Source organism: Sphaerisporangium sp. NPDC004334 (assembly GCF_053602655.1).
Genome location: NZ_JBSGDZ010000016.1, coordinates 224,652 through 238,520, shown reverse-complemented (window position 1 = coordinate 238,520; position 13,869 = coordinate 224,652). Strand labels below are relative to the sequence as shown.

Genomic DNA, 13,869 nt, shown 5'->3' with positions numbered 1-13,869 from the left:
ACCGACAAATACTCCTGGCGCTCCGGCGACACCCCCCTGCTCTTCGACGGCAACTTCAACAAAAAGCAGGCCTACACCTCCGTCCTCGACGCGCTCAATGGCAGCACCTCCACACCGCCGCCTTCGGGTGGCGGCGCGATCAAGAGCGCGCAGTCGGGCCGGTGTGTCGACGTGGCCGGCGCCTCGCAGACCAATGGCACGCAGGCACAGATCTGGGACTGCAACGGCCAGAGCAACCAGCAGTGGAGCTCTACCAGTTCCAGTGAGCTGCGGGTGTACGGAAGCAAGTGCCTCGACGTGAATGGCGGCGGCACCGCCGACGGCGCCAACGTGATCATCTGGGACTGCAACGGGCAGAACAACCAGAAGTGGCGCTTCAACTCCGACGGCACCATCACCGCCATCGGCGCGAACAAGTGCCTCGACGTGTACAACAACGGCACCGCCAACGGCACCAAACTCGTCATCTGGTCCTGCAACGGCGGCTCCAACCAGCGCTGGACCCGCACCTGATCCACCTCGCGGCCCGCCTCGCCCGGCGCCACCGGCGCCCGGCGAGGCGGGCCGATGCCATGGCCGCCCCCGCAGATGGTGTACATCTCTGTGGACACCGCACTGGACGCTAAGGCAGGACGGGTTCGCGGACGCCTGCGCGCATGCCCAGGTAGGCGAGGACGCCGAGGGCCGCGCACATCACCCAGACGGCGCCGCCCACGTACTCGAACAGGGCCGTGCCGATGGTCGGGCCGAGGGCCCAGCCCGCTGCTTGGCAGGTGGAAAGTGCGCCTATGTAGCGGCTGCGGAGGATGGGGGCCGGAGCGGCCAGGGCCGGGTAGGCGCCGATGCTGGGAGCGCTGATGATCTCTCCCAGGGTCCAGACGACGGCTCCCAGGATGAAGATCCATGGGCCGAAGGGGAGGCCGAACAGGCTCAGGCCCACGCCCAGGAGGAGGCAGCCGGTGGCGACGGTGGTTCGCATGGGGAAGCGCTGGATGAAGGGGGTCAGGGGCAGTTCCACGAGGATGACCAGCGCGCCGTTGATCGCCACCAGTGCGCCGTAGAGAGCGGTCGGGTAGCCGCGTTGCTGCACTTCGAGCGGCAGCGTCGAGTGGTACTGGGCCTCGGCGACGGCCGTGATGAACATGCCGGCGAGGAACAGCAGGTAGCGTCGGTCCGCCAGCAGATCCTTGTAACGCGCGGTGTCCTTGGGGGCCGGGATCTCGGCGGCTCGGTCTCCGGTGGTGGGGTGGTCGCTCGCGCGGTCAGCGGTCGCGGCCGGGATGACCAGCAGGACGACCAGGGCGAAGAGCAGGTCCACCAGTGCGTTGACGAGGAAGACGACCTGGTAGGAGAAGGCGGCTGCCAGCCATACGCCCAGCAGGGGGCCGATGGCGGCACCGAGGTTGAGGCCGAAACGGCTGGCGGCCGAGGTCGTGACGAGGCGTTGCGGCGGGGTCAGGTCGGCGAGCATGGTCATGGCGGCGGGGCGGTACATCTGGCCGAAGGCGCCCGCGGCGAAGCTGACGGCCAGCAGCGGGACGAGCGCTGTCACGACGGTCAGGGACGCGACGGCGAGGCTGCATAACAGCATCGACCAGATGATCACGGTTCGTGCGCCGTACTTTCCGGTGGCGCTGCCGCCGGCGAACGTTCCCACGATCGAGCCCACGCCGAAACCGCTGACGACGAAGCCCGCCTGCGCGGGGCTGTAGCCGAGGCCGGTGAGGTACAGGATCAGGAAGAGCGCGACGAAGCTTCCCGTGCGGTTCAGCGCGATGCCGAACAGCAGGACGATGGCCGACCGCGGCAGTTCGCGCAGCGTGCGGATCACCCCCGCGGGGGCTTCGGCGGCGGGTGTCTGCGGCGGGTTGGTCATGGGGGACTCCACGTGCGCGGGTTGGTCAAGAAGGACTCCACGTGCGCGGGTCGATCAAGGAGGACTCCACGTGCGCGGCTTGGTCATGCGGGGCTCCACGTGCAGCGCAGTGCCGCCAGGGACCGGTCCAGTGCGGCGGAGACCTCCTCGCGGGTGGACGCGGTGGCGGTGGCGAAGGCGACGCGGGCTTCCATGTGGTCCTTGTTCGGCAGTTGGACGACGTCGCCTGGGCTGACAAGGGGGACGGCGAGGTCCGTCTCCGGGGGGAGGGCCGACTCGTCGAAGGCGATCTCCTCTACGCGGGTCTCGGGCCATGGGGGGTAGGCGAACCTGATTCCGGCGCATGACCTGCGCACCGGTGTCAGGTCGGGGACGGCGCCGCAGGACACGTCGGCCAGGGCCAGGCCGGGGGCCACGCCGGAGGCGTTGCCGCACAGGTAGGAGATGAGGTCGCCGCCCAGCCGGCCGTTGATCTCGATGAGTTTCGGGCCCTTGTCGGTGAGTTTGAGTTCGGTGTGCGTGGCGCCGGTCGAGTAGCCGATGGCGGTGTGGACCTGGGTGAGGAACGTGGTGATCGCGGGGTCGGCCAGCAGCGGGTCGGCGGCGTGTGTCCAGTGGCCGGTCTCCTCGAAGTACGGCGCGTAGCCCATCTCCTTGTGCGAGAGGAGGATCGGCATGACCCGGCCGTTCCTCACGACCGAGTCGACGGCGATCTCCTGGCCGGTGAGGTACTCCTCGATCAGGACGGAGCGGTCCGGGGATCGCAGGCCGGCGGCCGGGAGGCGGTGCGCGGAGGGGAAGTGGCCGGCCAGTTCCCCGGCGTCGTGGATGAGCGCGACGGCCTGGCTCGCGACGCCGCCTCTCGGCTTGATGACGACGGGGTAGCCGAACTTGTCGGCCACGGCGCACGCCTCGGCGAGGTCGGCCACCAGGACGGATCGGGGCTGTGGGACGCCGCGTGCGGCGAGGGCCGAGCGGGTGAGGTGTTTGTCGCGGCAGGCGCGTGCGGCGTCGGGACCGGGGCCTGGCAGGCCCGCGGCGGCCGCGGCGAGGGCGGTGTCGACGACGTGGTCCTCGGCCCACGTCATGATGCCGTCGACGCCGCCTTGCGCGACGATCTCTTGGACGGCGGCCGCGATGCCGTCCGGCGTCATGCCGGGGACGACGCTGACGCCGGTGACGTACGGCGTCTCCCATTCGGCCGGTCTGCCGATGACGATGTGGACGTCGTGGCGCTCACCGATGCCACGCAGCATGAACTCGCGGTACAGGCGGGGCCCTGTCCCGACGACGACCAACCTCGTCATGCCGGCCGCTTCGCGCCGATGCCGACGAACGCCATCAGTGCCGGGGTCTCGGAGCGGTTGTGCCAGGCGTGCGGGGTCCCCTGCTGGACGACGCAGGCGCCGGGGGTGAGCCGCACCTCCTCACCGGAGTCGAGTTCGAGCCACAGCTCGCCTTCGAGGCAGATGCCGTAGTCGAGGGTGTCGGTGGTGTGCATCCCTGAGCCGTCGCCGGGTTCGAAGGCGTCGATCAGGCCGGGGAGGCGTTCCCGGACCTCCGCGTCGATCTCGGCCTGGTCATCGGGGGACGGTGGTCCGGTGAGCGCGGACGCGGGTGGGAAACGCACCAGCAGGAGCCGCGTGCCGCCGATTCCGGCGAAGAACGGCAGCGTGATCGGGGCGGGGGCCTTCGGGCCGACGGTCGCGCCGCCGTCGGGGCTGCCCCACATCAGGTACATCTCCTGGCCGAGGAGCGCGCGTGCCGTGACCGGCGGGACGAGCGTGTCGCGGACGACGACCGCTTTGTCGTCCGGGCCGTAGCCGGTCACGATCAGGCGTGGATCGATCGGCATCAGAGTCCCCCCAGTCCCCGCAGCCGCTTCAGCATGTCCTCCTCGGCCGCGCGGAGTTCCGCGCACGCGGCGGCCACGCGGGACGCGTCCACCCGGCCGATCGCCTTGCCGATCATCAACTGGTTCCTGATGTCCCTGCACCGGCCGACGAGGTCGGCGAGCGCCGGGCCGGCGTCCGCGTACGCCGGTTGCCGCTTCGCGAACTCCCGCAGGCAGGCCCGTGACCCCTCGTACACCGAGAAGGCGTCGTACAGCAGGGCGATGGCGCGCGCCGGGGTGAGCCACGGTGTCGCCAGCAGGTCGGCGACCCCGTCGAGCAACGCGTAGGTGTCGTCGTAGGTCCGCAGGACCTCGGTGAACGCCGCCGACGACCCGGCCGCCGCCGCGGCGGCGTCGTACGGGCCGGCGGGGAACCAGCTGACGTGCCGCAGTTCGCCGTTGTCGTACGCCGCGGCGACGACGTCCTCGGGATAGGCGTACCGGCACAGCACACTGGCCTGGTTGTCGTCGAGGATCGACCAGAGGCCGTCGGCGCGGGAGGTGAGGGTGATGGTGTGGACGACGTGCTCGGTGCGGTACTCGGGGGTGTGCGGGAGGTAGTAGACGTCGATGAACAGGATCACGTAACCGGTGCGCTCGACGGTGTCGAAGATGAGCTCGCGTGCCTGCGCGTAGGTGTCGAACGGCACGTACTCGCGGGTGATCCCGACGCGTGCGAGCGCGGCGGGGTCGAGGAGGTCGCTCTGGAAGTCGTACTTCGGCCGGCCGAGGCGGATGACCTGGTCGGCGATGTCGTCGCCGGCGACCAGGCAGTTGTAGAAGGTCAGCGGCAGGTCGGGGACGCGCTCGGCGAGCATGACCATGGCCTGCCGCTGGTAGCAGTTGAGGAACGACCGGTCGTACAACTGCTGGTCGTAGTCGTGGACGAGGTCCTTCATGTCGTCAGATCGTCCGGGTCATGAAGTAGCTGTGCGGGTCGGGGCCGTAGCCTTCGAACGGGCCGCAGGCTTCGAAGCCGAACTTCTCGTACAGCTTCCTGGCCTGCTCGAAGTGCTCGGTCGCGCCGGTCTCCAGGCTGAGCCGTTCGATGCCCATCGCCTTGGCCTCCGCCAGCATGTGGGTGAGGAGCAGGCTCGCGATGCCGTCGCGCCGGCGCTCGTAGGCGGTGCGCATGGACTTGATCTCGGCGTGCGTGCCGTCGATGCGCTTGATCGCGCCGCAGCCGACGAGCTGGTCGCCGTCGTACACCGACCAGAACGTGACCTCCGGGACCCGGAGCCTGTCGAGGTCGAGTGCGTACACGCTCTCGGAGGGGGTGATGGCGTGCATCTCCCGCAGGTGGTCCTCCAGGAACGCGGCGATCTCCGGGCCGCGGAGATCGTCGAGCACGATCTTCATGTACTTGCCTCCAGTAGTGCGCACGCGAAGAAGCCCGGCGCGGAGGCCTGCGCGAGGTAGAGAGCTCCTGGCTCCAGGCCGGTCTTGTGGTGGTAATCCATCAGATTGATCAGCCAGTCGGCGTTGCCGCAATGACCGTACCGGGTCATCGGCTCCTGGAAGTAGAGCTTCCCGCGGGCCTGTCCGGCGGCCATCGCGTTGAAGGTCGCGATGGGTGCGAACAGGCTGGAAGTGAAGATCTTCGCGATGTCGTCCGGCGTGCGTCCGGCCTGGCCGAACGCCTGGCCGAGCGCGGCCCGCGCCACCGACTGCCGGGTCGCGAAGGTGTCCTCGCCGACCATGCCGGAGAAGTCGGCGGCGACACCGGTCCCCGCGAGCGTGAGGCCGGCGTGGTCACGGCTGATGAGGCAGCCGGCCACGGCGTCACCGAAGACCGCGAAGGACTTCACCCGGTCGCGGTCGTCCGGTGTGAAGTCCAGCGCCACCAGTACGACGTTGCGCGCGTCCGCGGCGGCCAGGCCCCAGGCGTACCGCAGAGCCTCGATGGAGCTGCAGCACTGCTGGAGCGACACGATCGCGGGAACGCACGCGGTGAGCCCGGCGGCGCGCATGACGTCGACGGCGACGTCCCTGCCGAGCAGGCCGAGCACGCCGTCGGAGGTCGCGAGCACGAGCCGGTCCACCTCGGCCGCGCGGACGCCGTGCTCGCTCAGCACCTTGGCCACACAGTCCACGATGTACGGGGTGACCGGCCCGGTCATCTTCCGGTACGTCCCCGTCCCCATCGCGGCGAACGCGGTGTCCGGCGACACCGCGCGCCACAGGTCCTCGAACCCGGGGATGTCCTCAGGACGGCCTTCGGCGTGACCGGTGACGCAGGCGAAGGACCCGATGGCCGCCACTCAGACCTCGACCGGCGCGCCGGCGTCGATCTCCTCGATCACCGACAGGATGCCTTCGACCTCGTCGAGCATCGGCACCCACTCGGGACGCAGCGCGATCTTCCCGTCGGCCTTCTCCTCGATGTAGTTGTTGACGAGGATGAGGATGTTGAGCGAGCTGATGCCGAGTTCGGCGCGTGAGGTGCTCTGCGCGACCTCCTCGTAGGTCAGGTCCGGCGCCATCGGCTGCGTGCCGAGGAAGTCGACGAAGTTCCTCAGCCGGTCGTCGATCTCAGGCATTGGCCACCCGCCTGAACTCGTAGCCGTTGAGGTTCTCGGTGTAGATCCGGTTGTAGCCGTACCTGTCCTCGCCGGAGACCAGGACGCAGCCGTGGTAGTCGAGGCTGATCTCGTCGCCGAACTCGACCAGCTTGTCCACGTGCTCGTACACCTTGGTCTGCGGGATCACGTACCTGGAGGCGTAGCCGAGGCGGGTCTGGTCGCTGATGTTCGGCAGGGACCCGTGGACGCATTTCTCGACGAACAGGACGAACTGGCCGGGTTCCATCTCCATGTCGACGACGTCGTCCTTCTCCGGGTCCCAGCTCGGGTCGATCTGGAGCTCGGAGTAGTCGTAGCCGAAGAAGTCGGTCTTGCGCTCCGGGCTCTTGTGGAGCCGCTTGTTCTCGTCGTAGAACCAGCGCTTCTGGCTGCCGCGGATGAAGCGCAGGCAGCCGTTTTCGCGTCTGGCCGGGGAGAAGGCGGTCCACACGCTGACGTCCTGCAGGACCGTGTCGTCGTCGCGGCTGTAGGCGAAGTTCAGTGAAGGCGTGGCGGCGGTCGTGGTCTCGCCGACGATGTACTTCTCGACCTGGTGCCAGCCGGTGCCGGCGTCACCCGGCTGCTTCTGGAAGATGTTGGACTTCCAGCAGATGATGTCCTCGCCGAGGAGCGAGCGCAGCTTGTTCACGATCTCGGGCCGTGAGATGTGCTCGGAGAGCGTGTCGCAGTCCAGGTGCCGGTCATAGTTGATGATCGTCGAGTTGTGCGGCTTGTTCTTCGACAGCGCCATCTCGATCATGGCCTTGCTCCAGATCTTCTGAGCCTCGCCGGGCTCGTACAGATCGAAGGGGCCAACGTAGCCGTTGTCCTTGAAGAACTGGACCTGCTCGGCGGTGAGACCGTCGGTCAGCGATGTCATCTGCCCGTACCCTTCTTGTCGAGGAGCCGCTGTGCGTTCTTCCACATGAACAGGTCGCGGTCGGCCTGGGTCATCTCAGCCGGGAAGGCTCCTTCGGCTGTGAGTCGCTCCACGAAGCCGGCCTGCTTGCCCTGCAACCGGAAGATCGGCCAGTCGGTTCCGAACAGCACCTTGTGGTTGATGTTGCGGCGGAAGAACCGGTTCAGCCCGGCCACCCCGTCGGGGGCCTCGTAACCGCTGGCGTCGATGTAGACGTTGGGCCGGTTGTTGCAGAGCATCGCGCACTCGTCGGGGTAGTGGACGCTGCCGTGCGCGAGCACGAAGTCCACGCCGGGGAAGTCCCGCGCGGGCCGGTCCACGTAGATCGGCAGCGCGATCTCGAAGTCGAGGGCGGGGGAGGTCGCGCCGATGTGCGACAGCACCGGCAGCCGGTGCTGCGCGCAGATCTCGTAGAACGGGTAGAGCGCCTTGTCGTCGAGGCGGTAGCCGCACGGCGGGTAGAGCTTCATCCCGTCGAAGCCGTACTCGACGATGGCCCGTTCGAACAGCGCGATCCCGTCGGCTCCCCACCGCGGGTCGACGCCGACCAGGACGCGGAAGCGGCCGGGGTGCCGGTCGGTCACCACCTTGTGGTGGTCGACGATCTCCTCGATGGTGTGCGTGCCGTCCTTCAGCGCGTAGGTGAAGTCCGGCATCAGCAGCACGGCCTCGTCGATCCCCGCCCCGTCCATCTCCTTGACGAGCTGGTCGCACAGCGGATCCTGGAGGGTCGCGTCGTGCATGCGGCGCAGGTGTTCCTTACGCGCCGGCAGGCCGCGCGCGTGCATGGCCACGGCCATGTTGTCGATGACCCCGTCGCGGAACGACGGCGGGAAGCACATCTCGGCCGCGACGTGGCAGTGGAAATCGATGATCTTCATGAGCCCGCCTTCAGGCAGATGCCGACGATGTCGTGCACGTATTCGGCCTCGATGAACTCCACGATGTGCCGCATGGTGTCGATGCCGGTCTGCTCCTCAAGGACGAACACGATGCTCATGAGCCCGATCGAGTCGACGCCGAGGTCGTTCCTGAGGCTCATGTGCGGCGCGACGTCCTTGCCTGGCAGGACGCCGGCGATGATCTGGCAGAGCTCGTCCTCGGTCACCCGTCTTCACTCGTCCAGACGGTGCGCCTGACCGCGCCACGGTCGATCTTGAAGTTCCTGGTCAGCAGACCGCTCTCCACGGTGAGCTCCTCCGCCGGGCGGACGAGAGTCGTCGCGATGCGGTGCGACGGCTCGTGCTCCGCGTTCATCCGCGTGATGTGCGCCTCGACCTCGGCCGCCTTGCCCGGGTCGTCCAGCCAGACGACGCAGGCGAGCAGCGCGGCGCCGTCCGGCAGGGCCACCATGGCGCGGACGCCGGGAAAGGCGCGTTCGATGCCGGCCTCGAGCTCGGCCGGGTTGATCTTCACACCGCTCCGGGTGATGATCACGTTGTTCCTGCGGCCGGTGAGCCGCAGGAAGCCGTCCTCAAGGACCCCGAGGTCTCCGGTGACGATCCGGCCGTCGGGGAGGAACACGGCGTCCTGCGTCTCGACGCCTTCGTACACGTACCCGGCGACCTGCGGCCGTTCGGCGCGCACGACGACCTCGCCGCCGTCGCCGAGTTCGACGGTGACGCCGTCCACGGGCCGTCCCGCCGTGCCGGCTCTGGCCGCATCCGGCACGTTCATGGCGATCCAGCCGATCTCGGTGCTGCCGTAGATCTCGTACAGCGGCGCGCCGAGCTCCTGGAACAGCCTGACCATGGCCGGCGGCACCGGCGCGGACCCGGTGTACATGAGCCGCACCCGCGACCCGTACATCGACAGCCATCCGCGGCCCTTGCCCATGCGCTCGGCCGGGTCGGCGGCCATGACACGGTTGTAGAGCACTTCGAAGAAGGACGGCGGGCCGAGGATGATCGTGGGTTCCACGATCTTGAGCGCCTGGAACATGATCTCCGGCGGGACGACGGTGGCCGCGCAGCCCGTCCAGATCGCGAGGTAGGTGAGGTAGCGCTGCTGGAAGTTCGAATACGGCATCACGATCAGGATGTCGTCGTCCGTCGTGACCCGCCACGCGCGGGCCGACAGCTCGACGGTGTTGGCGATGCCGTCGTCGGTGAGCATCAGGCCCTTCTGCGTCCCGGCGGTCCCCGAGGAGAACGCGATCGTGCGCACTCCAGGCGGCAGCGCCGGGACGTCGTCGTGCCGCGCCGGGCCGAGCTTGACCGGCCGTTCGGACAGGACCGCGGTGGCCGCCGGCAGGCCGGCCTCGCCGGGGAGCGGCCGGGTCACCAGCAGCGCGGCCAGACGGTAGCGCTCGACGAACGCGCCGATCTCCGCCGGTTCGTGACGGTTCTCCGCGGGGATGGCGACGGGGACGCAGCCGAGCGCGAGCAGCGCGAGGTCGGCGAGGATCCACTCGTAGGAGTTCGGGCCGAGCACGCCGACGAGGTCACCCGGGCGAAGGCCGCTGTCGCGCAGTTCGGACATGAGCCGGACGGCGTCGTCGTGGGTCTCGCCGTAGGTCTTGACCAGCGTGGTCCCGTCGCGCGCCACGAACCGCATCCGCTGCGCGGGATGCTCGGCGAGCTTGTCCACCAAGGAGTCAACGAACATGGATGTGTTCCTGGACGTACTCGACGGACCGCATGGGCCCGAGGCGTAACTCCTCGACCAGCGGCTTCAGCAGGCCGAGCTCCGCCGGGCCGTACGTGGCGTGGAAGGTGAGCGCGGGGCCGGGGCCGGGGAGCAGCAGCACCTCGGCCAGGCAGCGGGCCAGCGACCGCAGCCCGGCGACCACCACGTCCGGCTCGACGACGAGAACGGGGCCGTCGAGCGCGAGCGCGCCGACCTGTGCCAGGTAGGACAGCTGGAGGAACATGCCGTCGCTGTCGGGGAACGTGCCGAGGCCGCGGTCCACGTAGCGCAGGCATTCGGCCAGGTAGTACGCGATGACGTCGGCCCTGTCCAGCCCGAGCGCCTCGGCCCACACCTCGGCGAGGACCAGGACGCCGAACACGTCGGCGGCCGTCTCCTGAAGCACCCCGACGGCCCATTTGTCGGCGGTCCGCAGCGGGCCGAAGTCGGTCGCGGGCCGGTGCACGAAGTGGCCGAACTCGTGGCCGAGCACACCGAGCGTCGGAATGCCGGCGAACCGCTCGTCCGCCGGGTCGAACCCGTTCCCCCCGCGTACGTACCGCGCGGAGAGCGGCCCGGACACCGTGTCCAGGATGGCGCGGTGGGTGTTGCGGAAGTAGTAGGTCTTCATGTACGGCGACCGGCCGACGCCTTCGTCCTCCGGCAGGAAGTACGCGATGTGCTTGGGGTGCAGGTTCCCCTCACCGGCCATGAAGAACAACCGGGTCGCGCCGAACGCCGGCAGGTCGCCGAGCCGGAGGTCGACCATGAGCGTGCGCAGGTACGGCTCGACCTTGTCGCGCTCGGCGAGCGCGGCGTCCACGAACCGCTGTCCCGTCTCGTCCCGCCGGCAGGCGAACGCGGTCGGCAACCCGCCGGGGTCCTTCCCCGACCAGGTGCCGAGGTGGTTGGCGACGAGCGTCACGTCCTCACGCAGCTCCGCGAGCTCGCACAACGCCTCGGTCGTGTAGCCGTGCTCGACGGCGTCGGCGCGCAGCGCGAGCGCGCGCCGACCGGCGTCGTCCGGCAGGTGCTTGGCGATGTCACGCATGGCGGAGGCGACCAGCGCCGGAGCGTGGAACCGCCGCGTGTCCTCCCCCGCCGTCTCCTTGAGGTGCTGCCATTCGGCGTCGATGACCGTCTTCAGCGCGGCCAGCCCGGCGAGGAGACCTCCCCCGAGGTCCGGGGTCTCGGCCGCGAGGTCGAGGCACGCCAGCTGGTAGGACCCGGACGGCGGCCAGAAGGCGCCGCGCCAGTGGCGGTACGTCCCGGCGGCGGCCTTGTTGCGTACGTAGTCGAACCTCATGCGTTCTCCCTCGAGTCGGCGGTGACCAGGGCCGCGCCTTTCTCGCCGATCATCATGCTCGCGGCGTTCGTGTTGCCGGAGACCATGGCCGGCATCACCGACGCGTCGATCACGCGCAGCCCGGACAAGCCGTGGACGCGCAGCCGGTGGTCGACGACGGACATCGGGTCGGCGCCCATCCGGCACGTCCCCACCGGGTGGTAGGAGGTGTCGCCGTTCTCCCGCGCGTAGGCGACCAGGTCGTCGTCGGTCTGGACGTCCTTTCCCGGGATCAGCTCGAACGCGCGGAACGCGTCGAGCGCCGGATCCTCGACGACGCGGCGCGCGATGCGCATCCCGGCGACCAGCCGCGCGCGGTCGGCCTCGTCGGCGAGGAAACGCGGCCGGATCGCCGGAGGGGCCGTCGCGTCGGCGGACCTGATGTGGATGGACCCGGCGGACTCCGGCCGCAGCGGATAGACGCCGACGGTCATACCGGGAGCGGTGTCGAGCCGCCGGGTCGCTCCCGCGCCGTAGCTGGCCGGAGCGAAGTGGAACTGGATGTCGGGCCGCGGCTCGGCGTCGGACGAGCGGACGAAGCCGTGGCCGAGCGCGATGGGAAGGCTGAGCAGGCCGCGGCGGCGCGTCAGGTACGTCGCGACCTCGCGGGCCAGGCGCAGGCCGCGCGAGCGCTCGTTGAACGTGATGGGACGGGTGACCCGCCAGCGCAGCCGGGTCGCGTAGTGGTCGCGGAAATGCTCGCCCACCCCCGGCAGGTGGTGCACGACCGGCACCCCGGCCGCGGCGAGCACGTCGGCGGAGCCGACCCCCGACAGTTCGAGAAGTTGCGGCGACTGGACGGTCCCGGCGCTGACGATCACCTCGCGGCCGCAGTCGGCCTGCCGGCTGCGGCCCTGGTGGCGGTAGGTGACGCCGACGCAACGTTTGCCGTCGAACCTGAGGCGGGTGACGTGCGCGTCGGTGAGCACGGTCAGGTTGGGCCGGCGCAGCGCACGGCGGAGATACGTCCCGGCGACCGACGAGCGGCGGCCGCCGTCGTGGTTGACCTGGTAGTAGCCGAATCCTTCCTGGTCGCCGGAGTTGTAGTCGGGGTTCTCCGGGTATCCGGCCTTCTGCGCGGCCAGCAGGAACGCGTCGCACAGCTCGTCCCGCTCACGCGGCAGTCCGACGCTGATCAGCCCTTCGCCGCCCCGGCTCGGCCCGCCGATCCCCGTACGCTCCAGGCTCTTGAAGTACGGCAGGACGCCGGCCCACGACCAGCCGGGGTTGCCGAGGCGTTCCCACTCGTCGTAGTCCTCGCGCTGACCGCGGACGAAGATCATGCCGTTGATCTGGTTGGACCCGCCGAGCAGGCGTCCGCGTGGAATGCTCACGCTCCGGCCGCCGATCGTCGGATCGGCGTCGGTCTCGAAGCACCAGTCGTACCTGGGGTTTCCCATGAGGATGGTCTCGGCGGCCGGGATCGACAGCAGCGGGCTGCGCCGCCGCGACCCCGACTCCAGCAGGAGCACCCGTGTGCCGGGGTCCTCCGACAACCGCGACGCCAGCACGCACCCCGCCGCGCCGGCCCCCACGATGATGTAGTCGGCCCGCATCTAACGGGCCGCCGCGAGAGTGGTCCGGTGCATCAGGCGCCGGTGGTTGACGTCGTCGTAGTAGGTGGCCATGTGCATGGCGCTGCGGTTGTCCCACAGGATGATGTCGCCGACCTGCCATCGGTGCCGGTAGGTGAAACGCGGCATCGTGGCGAACTCCTGCAGGAACGTGATGAGCGGCCGGCTCTCTTCCTCGTCCATCCCCTCGATGCGCCACGGCACGTTGCCGCCGACGTACAGTGCCTTGCGTCCGCTCACGTCGTGCACCTTGACGATGGGGTGCGCGACGTCCACCCACTCCTCGCGTTCCTCGGCGGTGGGAGGCGGCCGGTCGGGGTAGTTGTAGGGCCGGGACTGGACGCGGCTGATGACGACCTTGAGGTCGGCGATCCGGTCCTTGATCTTGACCGGGAGCGCGTCGTAGGCGGCGTACATGTTGCCGTACCACGTGTCCCCGCCGACCGGCGGGATCTCGCGCGCGTACAGCATCGATCCCGTCGGCGGGTCGGTCAGGTACGCGCCGTCGCTGTGCCACACGCGGCCGCTGTACGCCGAGCCGATCGGCTTGCCGTCGCGGGTCAGATTCGACAGGACGAGTATCTCGGGGTGGTCGTCGGCGTTGAACCGGGACCGTGTGTAGGTGAGCACCTCACCGAATCTGCGGGTGAACTCCACCTGCTGCGCCGGGGTCATCTTCTGGCCCCTGATCAGCAAAATGGTGGTGTCGATCCACGCCCGATAGATGCGCTCGAAGTCGTGATCTGAAATACGACCTGTGACATCGATTCCGCGGACTTCAGTGCCAATGGTTTCCGTAATGGGAATCAACTCGGGCATGGCAGAACCTCGCATAGAACCCGTAGCGGCGACGGCCGGAGCATACGACACCGCCACAGCGGCACGCAAGACGGCGAGAAACTTTCACCACTCGTTATCGGTCCCACAGCCGGCCGCGATAAGTGCCGCGCCGAAACCCGCTCACCGGCACTGACTAGGCGGTTAACATGTTACAAACCGCTCACTCCCATACGGGCGGCACATAATGGGAGCTTGGTCGGTCCAGCAATTGATACAACCCTTTGCCGGCCGC

General features: G+C 69.1%; 15 protein-coding genes. 1 reads left to right on the top strand and 14 read right to left on the bottom strand.

The window, feature by feature from the left end:
• Positions 1 to 513: lectin (locus tag ACWEN6_RS22660; RefSeq protein WP_452572532.1), on the top strand; the 513-nt coding region annotated here is incomplete at its 5' end.
• A gap of 109 nt (positions 514 to 622) precedes the next feature.
• Here the strand turns inward: ACWEN6_RS22660 and ACWEN6_RS22655 are convergent.
• The 14 genes from ACWEN6_RS22655 to ACWEN6_RS22590 all read right to left on the bottom strand — a co-directional run bounded on the left by ACWEN6_RS22655 (position 623) and on the right by ACWEN6_RS22590 (position 13,616).
• Positions 623 to 1,876, bottom strand: a complete 1,254-nt coding sequence (locus ACWEN6_RS22655) for an MFS transporter (RefSeq protein WP_452572530.1) — start codon at positions 1,874 to 1,876, stop codon at positions 623 to 625.
• Between the two features lie 83 nt (positions 1,877 to 1,959).
• Complete coding sequence (locus ACWEN6_RS22650) at positions 1,960 to 3,183, bottom strand: ATP-grasp domain-containing protein (protein ID WP_452572528.1); 1,224 nt, start codon at positions 3,181 to 3,183, stop codon at positions 1,960 to 1,962.
• Positions 3,180 to 3,731 (bottom strand): cupin domain-containing protein, encoded by a 552-nt coding sequence (locus ACWEN6_RS22645; RefSeq protein ID WP_452572526.1) that lies wholly within the window; start codon positions 3,729 to 3,731, stop codon positions 3,180 to 3,182. Before ACWEN6_RS22645 ends, ACWEN6_RS22650 begins: the two co-directional genes overlap by 4 nt.
• Positions 3,731 to 4,669 (bottom strand): hypothetical protein, encoded by a 939-nt coding sequence (locus ACWEN6_RS22640; RefSeq protein ID WP_452572524.1) that lies wholly within the window; start codon positions 4,667 to 4,669, stop codon positions 3,731 to 3,733. The genes ACWEN6_RS22645 and ACWEN6_RS22640 overlap by 1 nt, the downstream gene beginning before the upstream one ends.
• Before the next feature lie 4 nt (positions 4,670 to 4,673).
• Complete coding sequence (locus ACWEN6_RS22635) at positions 4,674 to 5,153, bottom strand: GNAT family N-acetyltransferase (RefSeq protein ID WP_452572522.1); 480 nt, start codon at positions 5,151 to 5,153, stop codon at positions 4,674 to 4,676.
• Positions 5,126 to 6,031, bottom strand: a complete 906-nt coding sequence (locus tag ACWEN6_RS22630; RefSeq protein ID WP_452572520.1) for a hypothetical protein — start codon at positions 6,029 to 6,031, stop codon at positions 5,126 to 5,128. The genes ACWEN6_RS22635 and ACWEN6_RS22630 overlap by 28 nt, the downstream gene beginning before the upstream one ends.
• Positions 6,032 to 6,310, bottom strand: coding sequence for a hypothetical protein (locus tag ACWEN6_RS22625; protein WP_380827199.1), 279 nt, complete (start codon positions 6,308 to 6,310; stop codon positions 6,032 to 6,034).
• The gene (locus ACWEN6_RS22620) at positions 6,303 to 7,211 is read right to left on the bottom strand and encodes a chlorinating enzyme (RefSeq protein WP_452572518.1); all 909 of its coding nucleotides are present in this window, start codon (positions 7,209 to 7,211) and stop codon (positions 6,303 to 6,305) included. The genes ACWEN6_RS22625 and ACWEN6_RS22620 overlap by 8 nt, the downstream gene beginning before the upstream one ends.
• Entirely contained in the window at positions 7,208 to 8,131 is a 924-nt protein-coding gene (locus ACWEN6_RS22615) for an amidohydrolase family protein (protein WP_354919256.1), read from the bottom strand. Before ACWEN6_RS22615 ends, ACWEN6_RS22620 begins: the two co-directional genes overlap by 4 nt.
• Positions 8,128 to 8,358, bottom strand: coding sequence for an acyl carrier protein (locus tag ACWEN6_RS22610; protein ID WP_354919253.1), 231 nt, complete (start codon positions 8,356 to 8,358; stop codon positions 8,128 to 8,130). Before ACWEN6_RS22610 ends, ACWEN6_RS22615 begins: the two co-directional genes overlap by 4 nt.
• On the bottom strand, positions 8,355 to 9,857 hold the full coding sequence (locus ACWEN6_RS22605) for an AMP-binding protein (protein ID WP_452572516.1): 1,503 nt from the start codon (positions 9,855 to 9,857) through the stop codon (positions 8,355 to 8,357). The genes ACWEN6_RS22610 and ACWEN6_RS22605 overlap by 4 nt, the downstream gene beginning before the upstream one ends.
• Positions 9,847 to 11,184, bottom strand: coding sequence for a hypothetical protein (locus tag ACWEN6_RS22600; protein ID WP_452572514.1), 1,338 nt, complete (start codon positions 11,182 to 11,184; stop codon positions 9,847 to 9,849). The genes ACWEN6_RS22605 and ACWEN6_RS22600 overlap by 11 nt, the downstream gene beginning before the upstream one ends.
• Positions 11,181 to 12,779, bottom strand: a complete 1,599-nt coding sequence (locus tag ACWEN6_RS22595; protein ID WP_452572512.1) for a GMC family oxidoreductase — start codon at positions 12,777 to 12,779, stop codon at positions 11,181 to 11,183. The genes ACWEN6_RS22600 and ACWEN6_RS22595 overlap by 4 nt, the downstream gene beginning before the upstream one ends.
• On the bottom strand, positions 12,780 to 13,616 hold the full coding sequence (locus ACWEN6_RS22590; RefSeq protein ID WP_452572510.1) for a TauD/TfdA dioxygenase family protein: 837 nt from the start codon (positions 13,614 to 13,616) through the stop codon (positions 12,780 to 12,782). It abuts the gene before it with no gap.
• Between the last annotated feature and the right edge of the window lie 253 nt (positions 13,617 to 13,869).

Coding starts and splice junctions, on each gene's coding strand:
- ACWEN6_RS22595 (WP_452572512.1), bottom strand. CDS start 12,779: ATGCGGGCCGACTACATCATCGTGGGGGCCGGCGCGGCGGGGTGCGTG.
- ACWEN6_RS22620 (WP_452572518.1), bottom strand. CDS start 7,211: ATGACATCGCTGACCGACGGTCTCACCGCCGAGCAGGTCCAGTTCTTC.
- ACWEN6_RS22650 (WP_452572528.1), bottom strand. CDS start 3,183: ATGACGAGGTTGGTCGTCGTCGGGACAGGGCCCCGCCTGTACCGCGAG.
- ACWEN6_RS22655 (WP_452572530.1), bottom strand. CDS start 1,876: ATGACCAACCCGCCGCAGACACCCGCCGCCGAAGCCCCCGCGGGGGTG.
- ACWEN6_RS22590 (WP_452572510.1), bottom strand. CDS start 13,616: ATGCCCGAGTTGATTCCCATTACGGAAACCATTGGCACTGAAGTCCGC.
- ACWEN6_RS22625 (WP_380827199.1), bottom strand. CDS start 6,310: ATGCCTGAGATCGACGACCGGCTGAGGAACTTCGTCGACTTCCTCGGC.
- ACWEN6_RS22645 (WP_452572526.1), bottom strand. CDS start 3,731: ATGCCGATCGATCCACGCCTGATCGTGACCGGCTACGGCCCGGACGAC.
- ACWEN6_RS22615 (WP_354919256.1), bottom strand. CDS start 8,131: ATGAAGATCATCGATTTCCACTGCCACGTCGCGGCCGAGATGTGCTTC.
- ACWEN6_RS22640 (WP_452572524.1), bottom strand. CDS start 4,669: ATGAAGGACCTCGTCCACGACTACGACCAGCAGTTGTACGACCGGTCG.
- ACWEN6_RS22605 (WP_452572516.1), bottom strand. CDS start 9,857: ATGTTCGTTGACTCCTTGGTGGACAAGCTCGCCGAGCATCCCGCGCAG.
- ACWEN6_RS22600 (WP_452572514.1), bottom strand. CDS start 11,184: ATGAGGTTCGACTACGTACGCAACAAGGCCGCCGCCGGGACGTACCGC.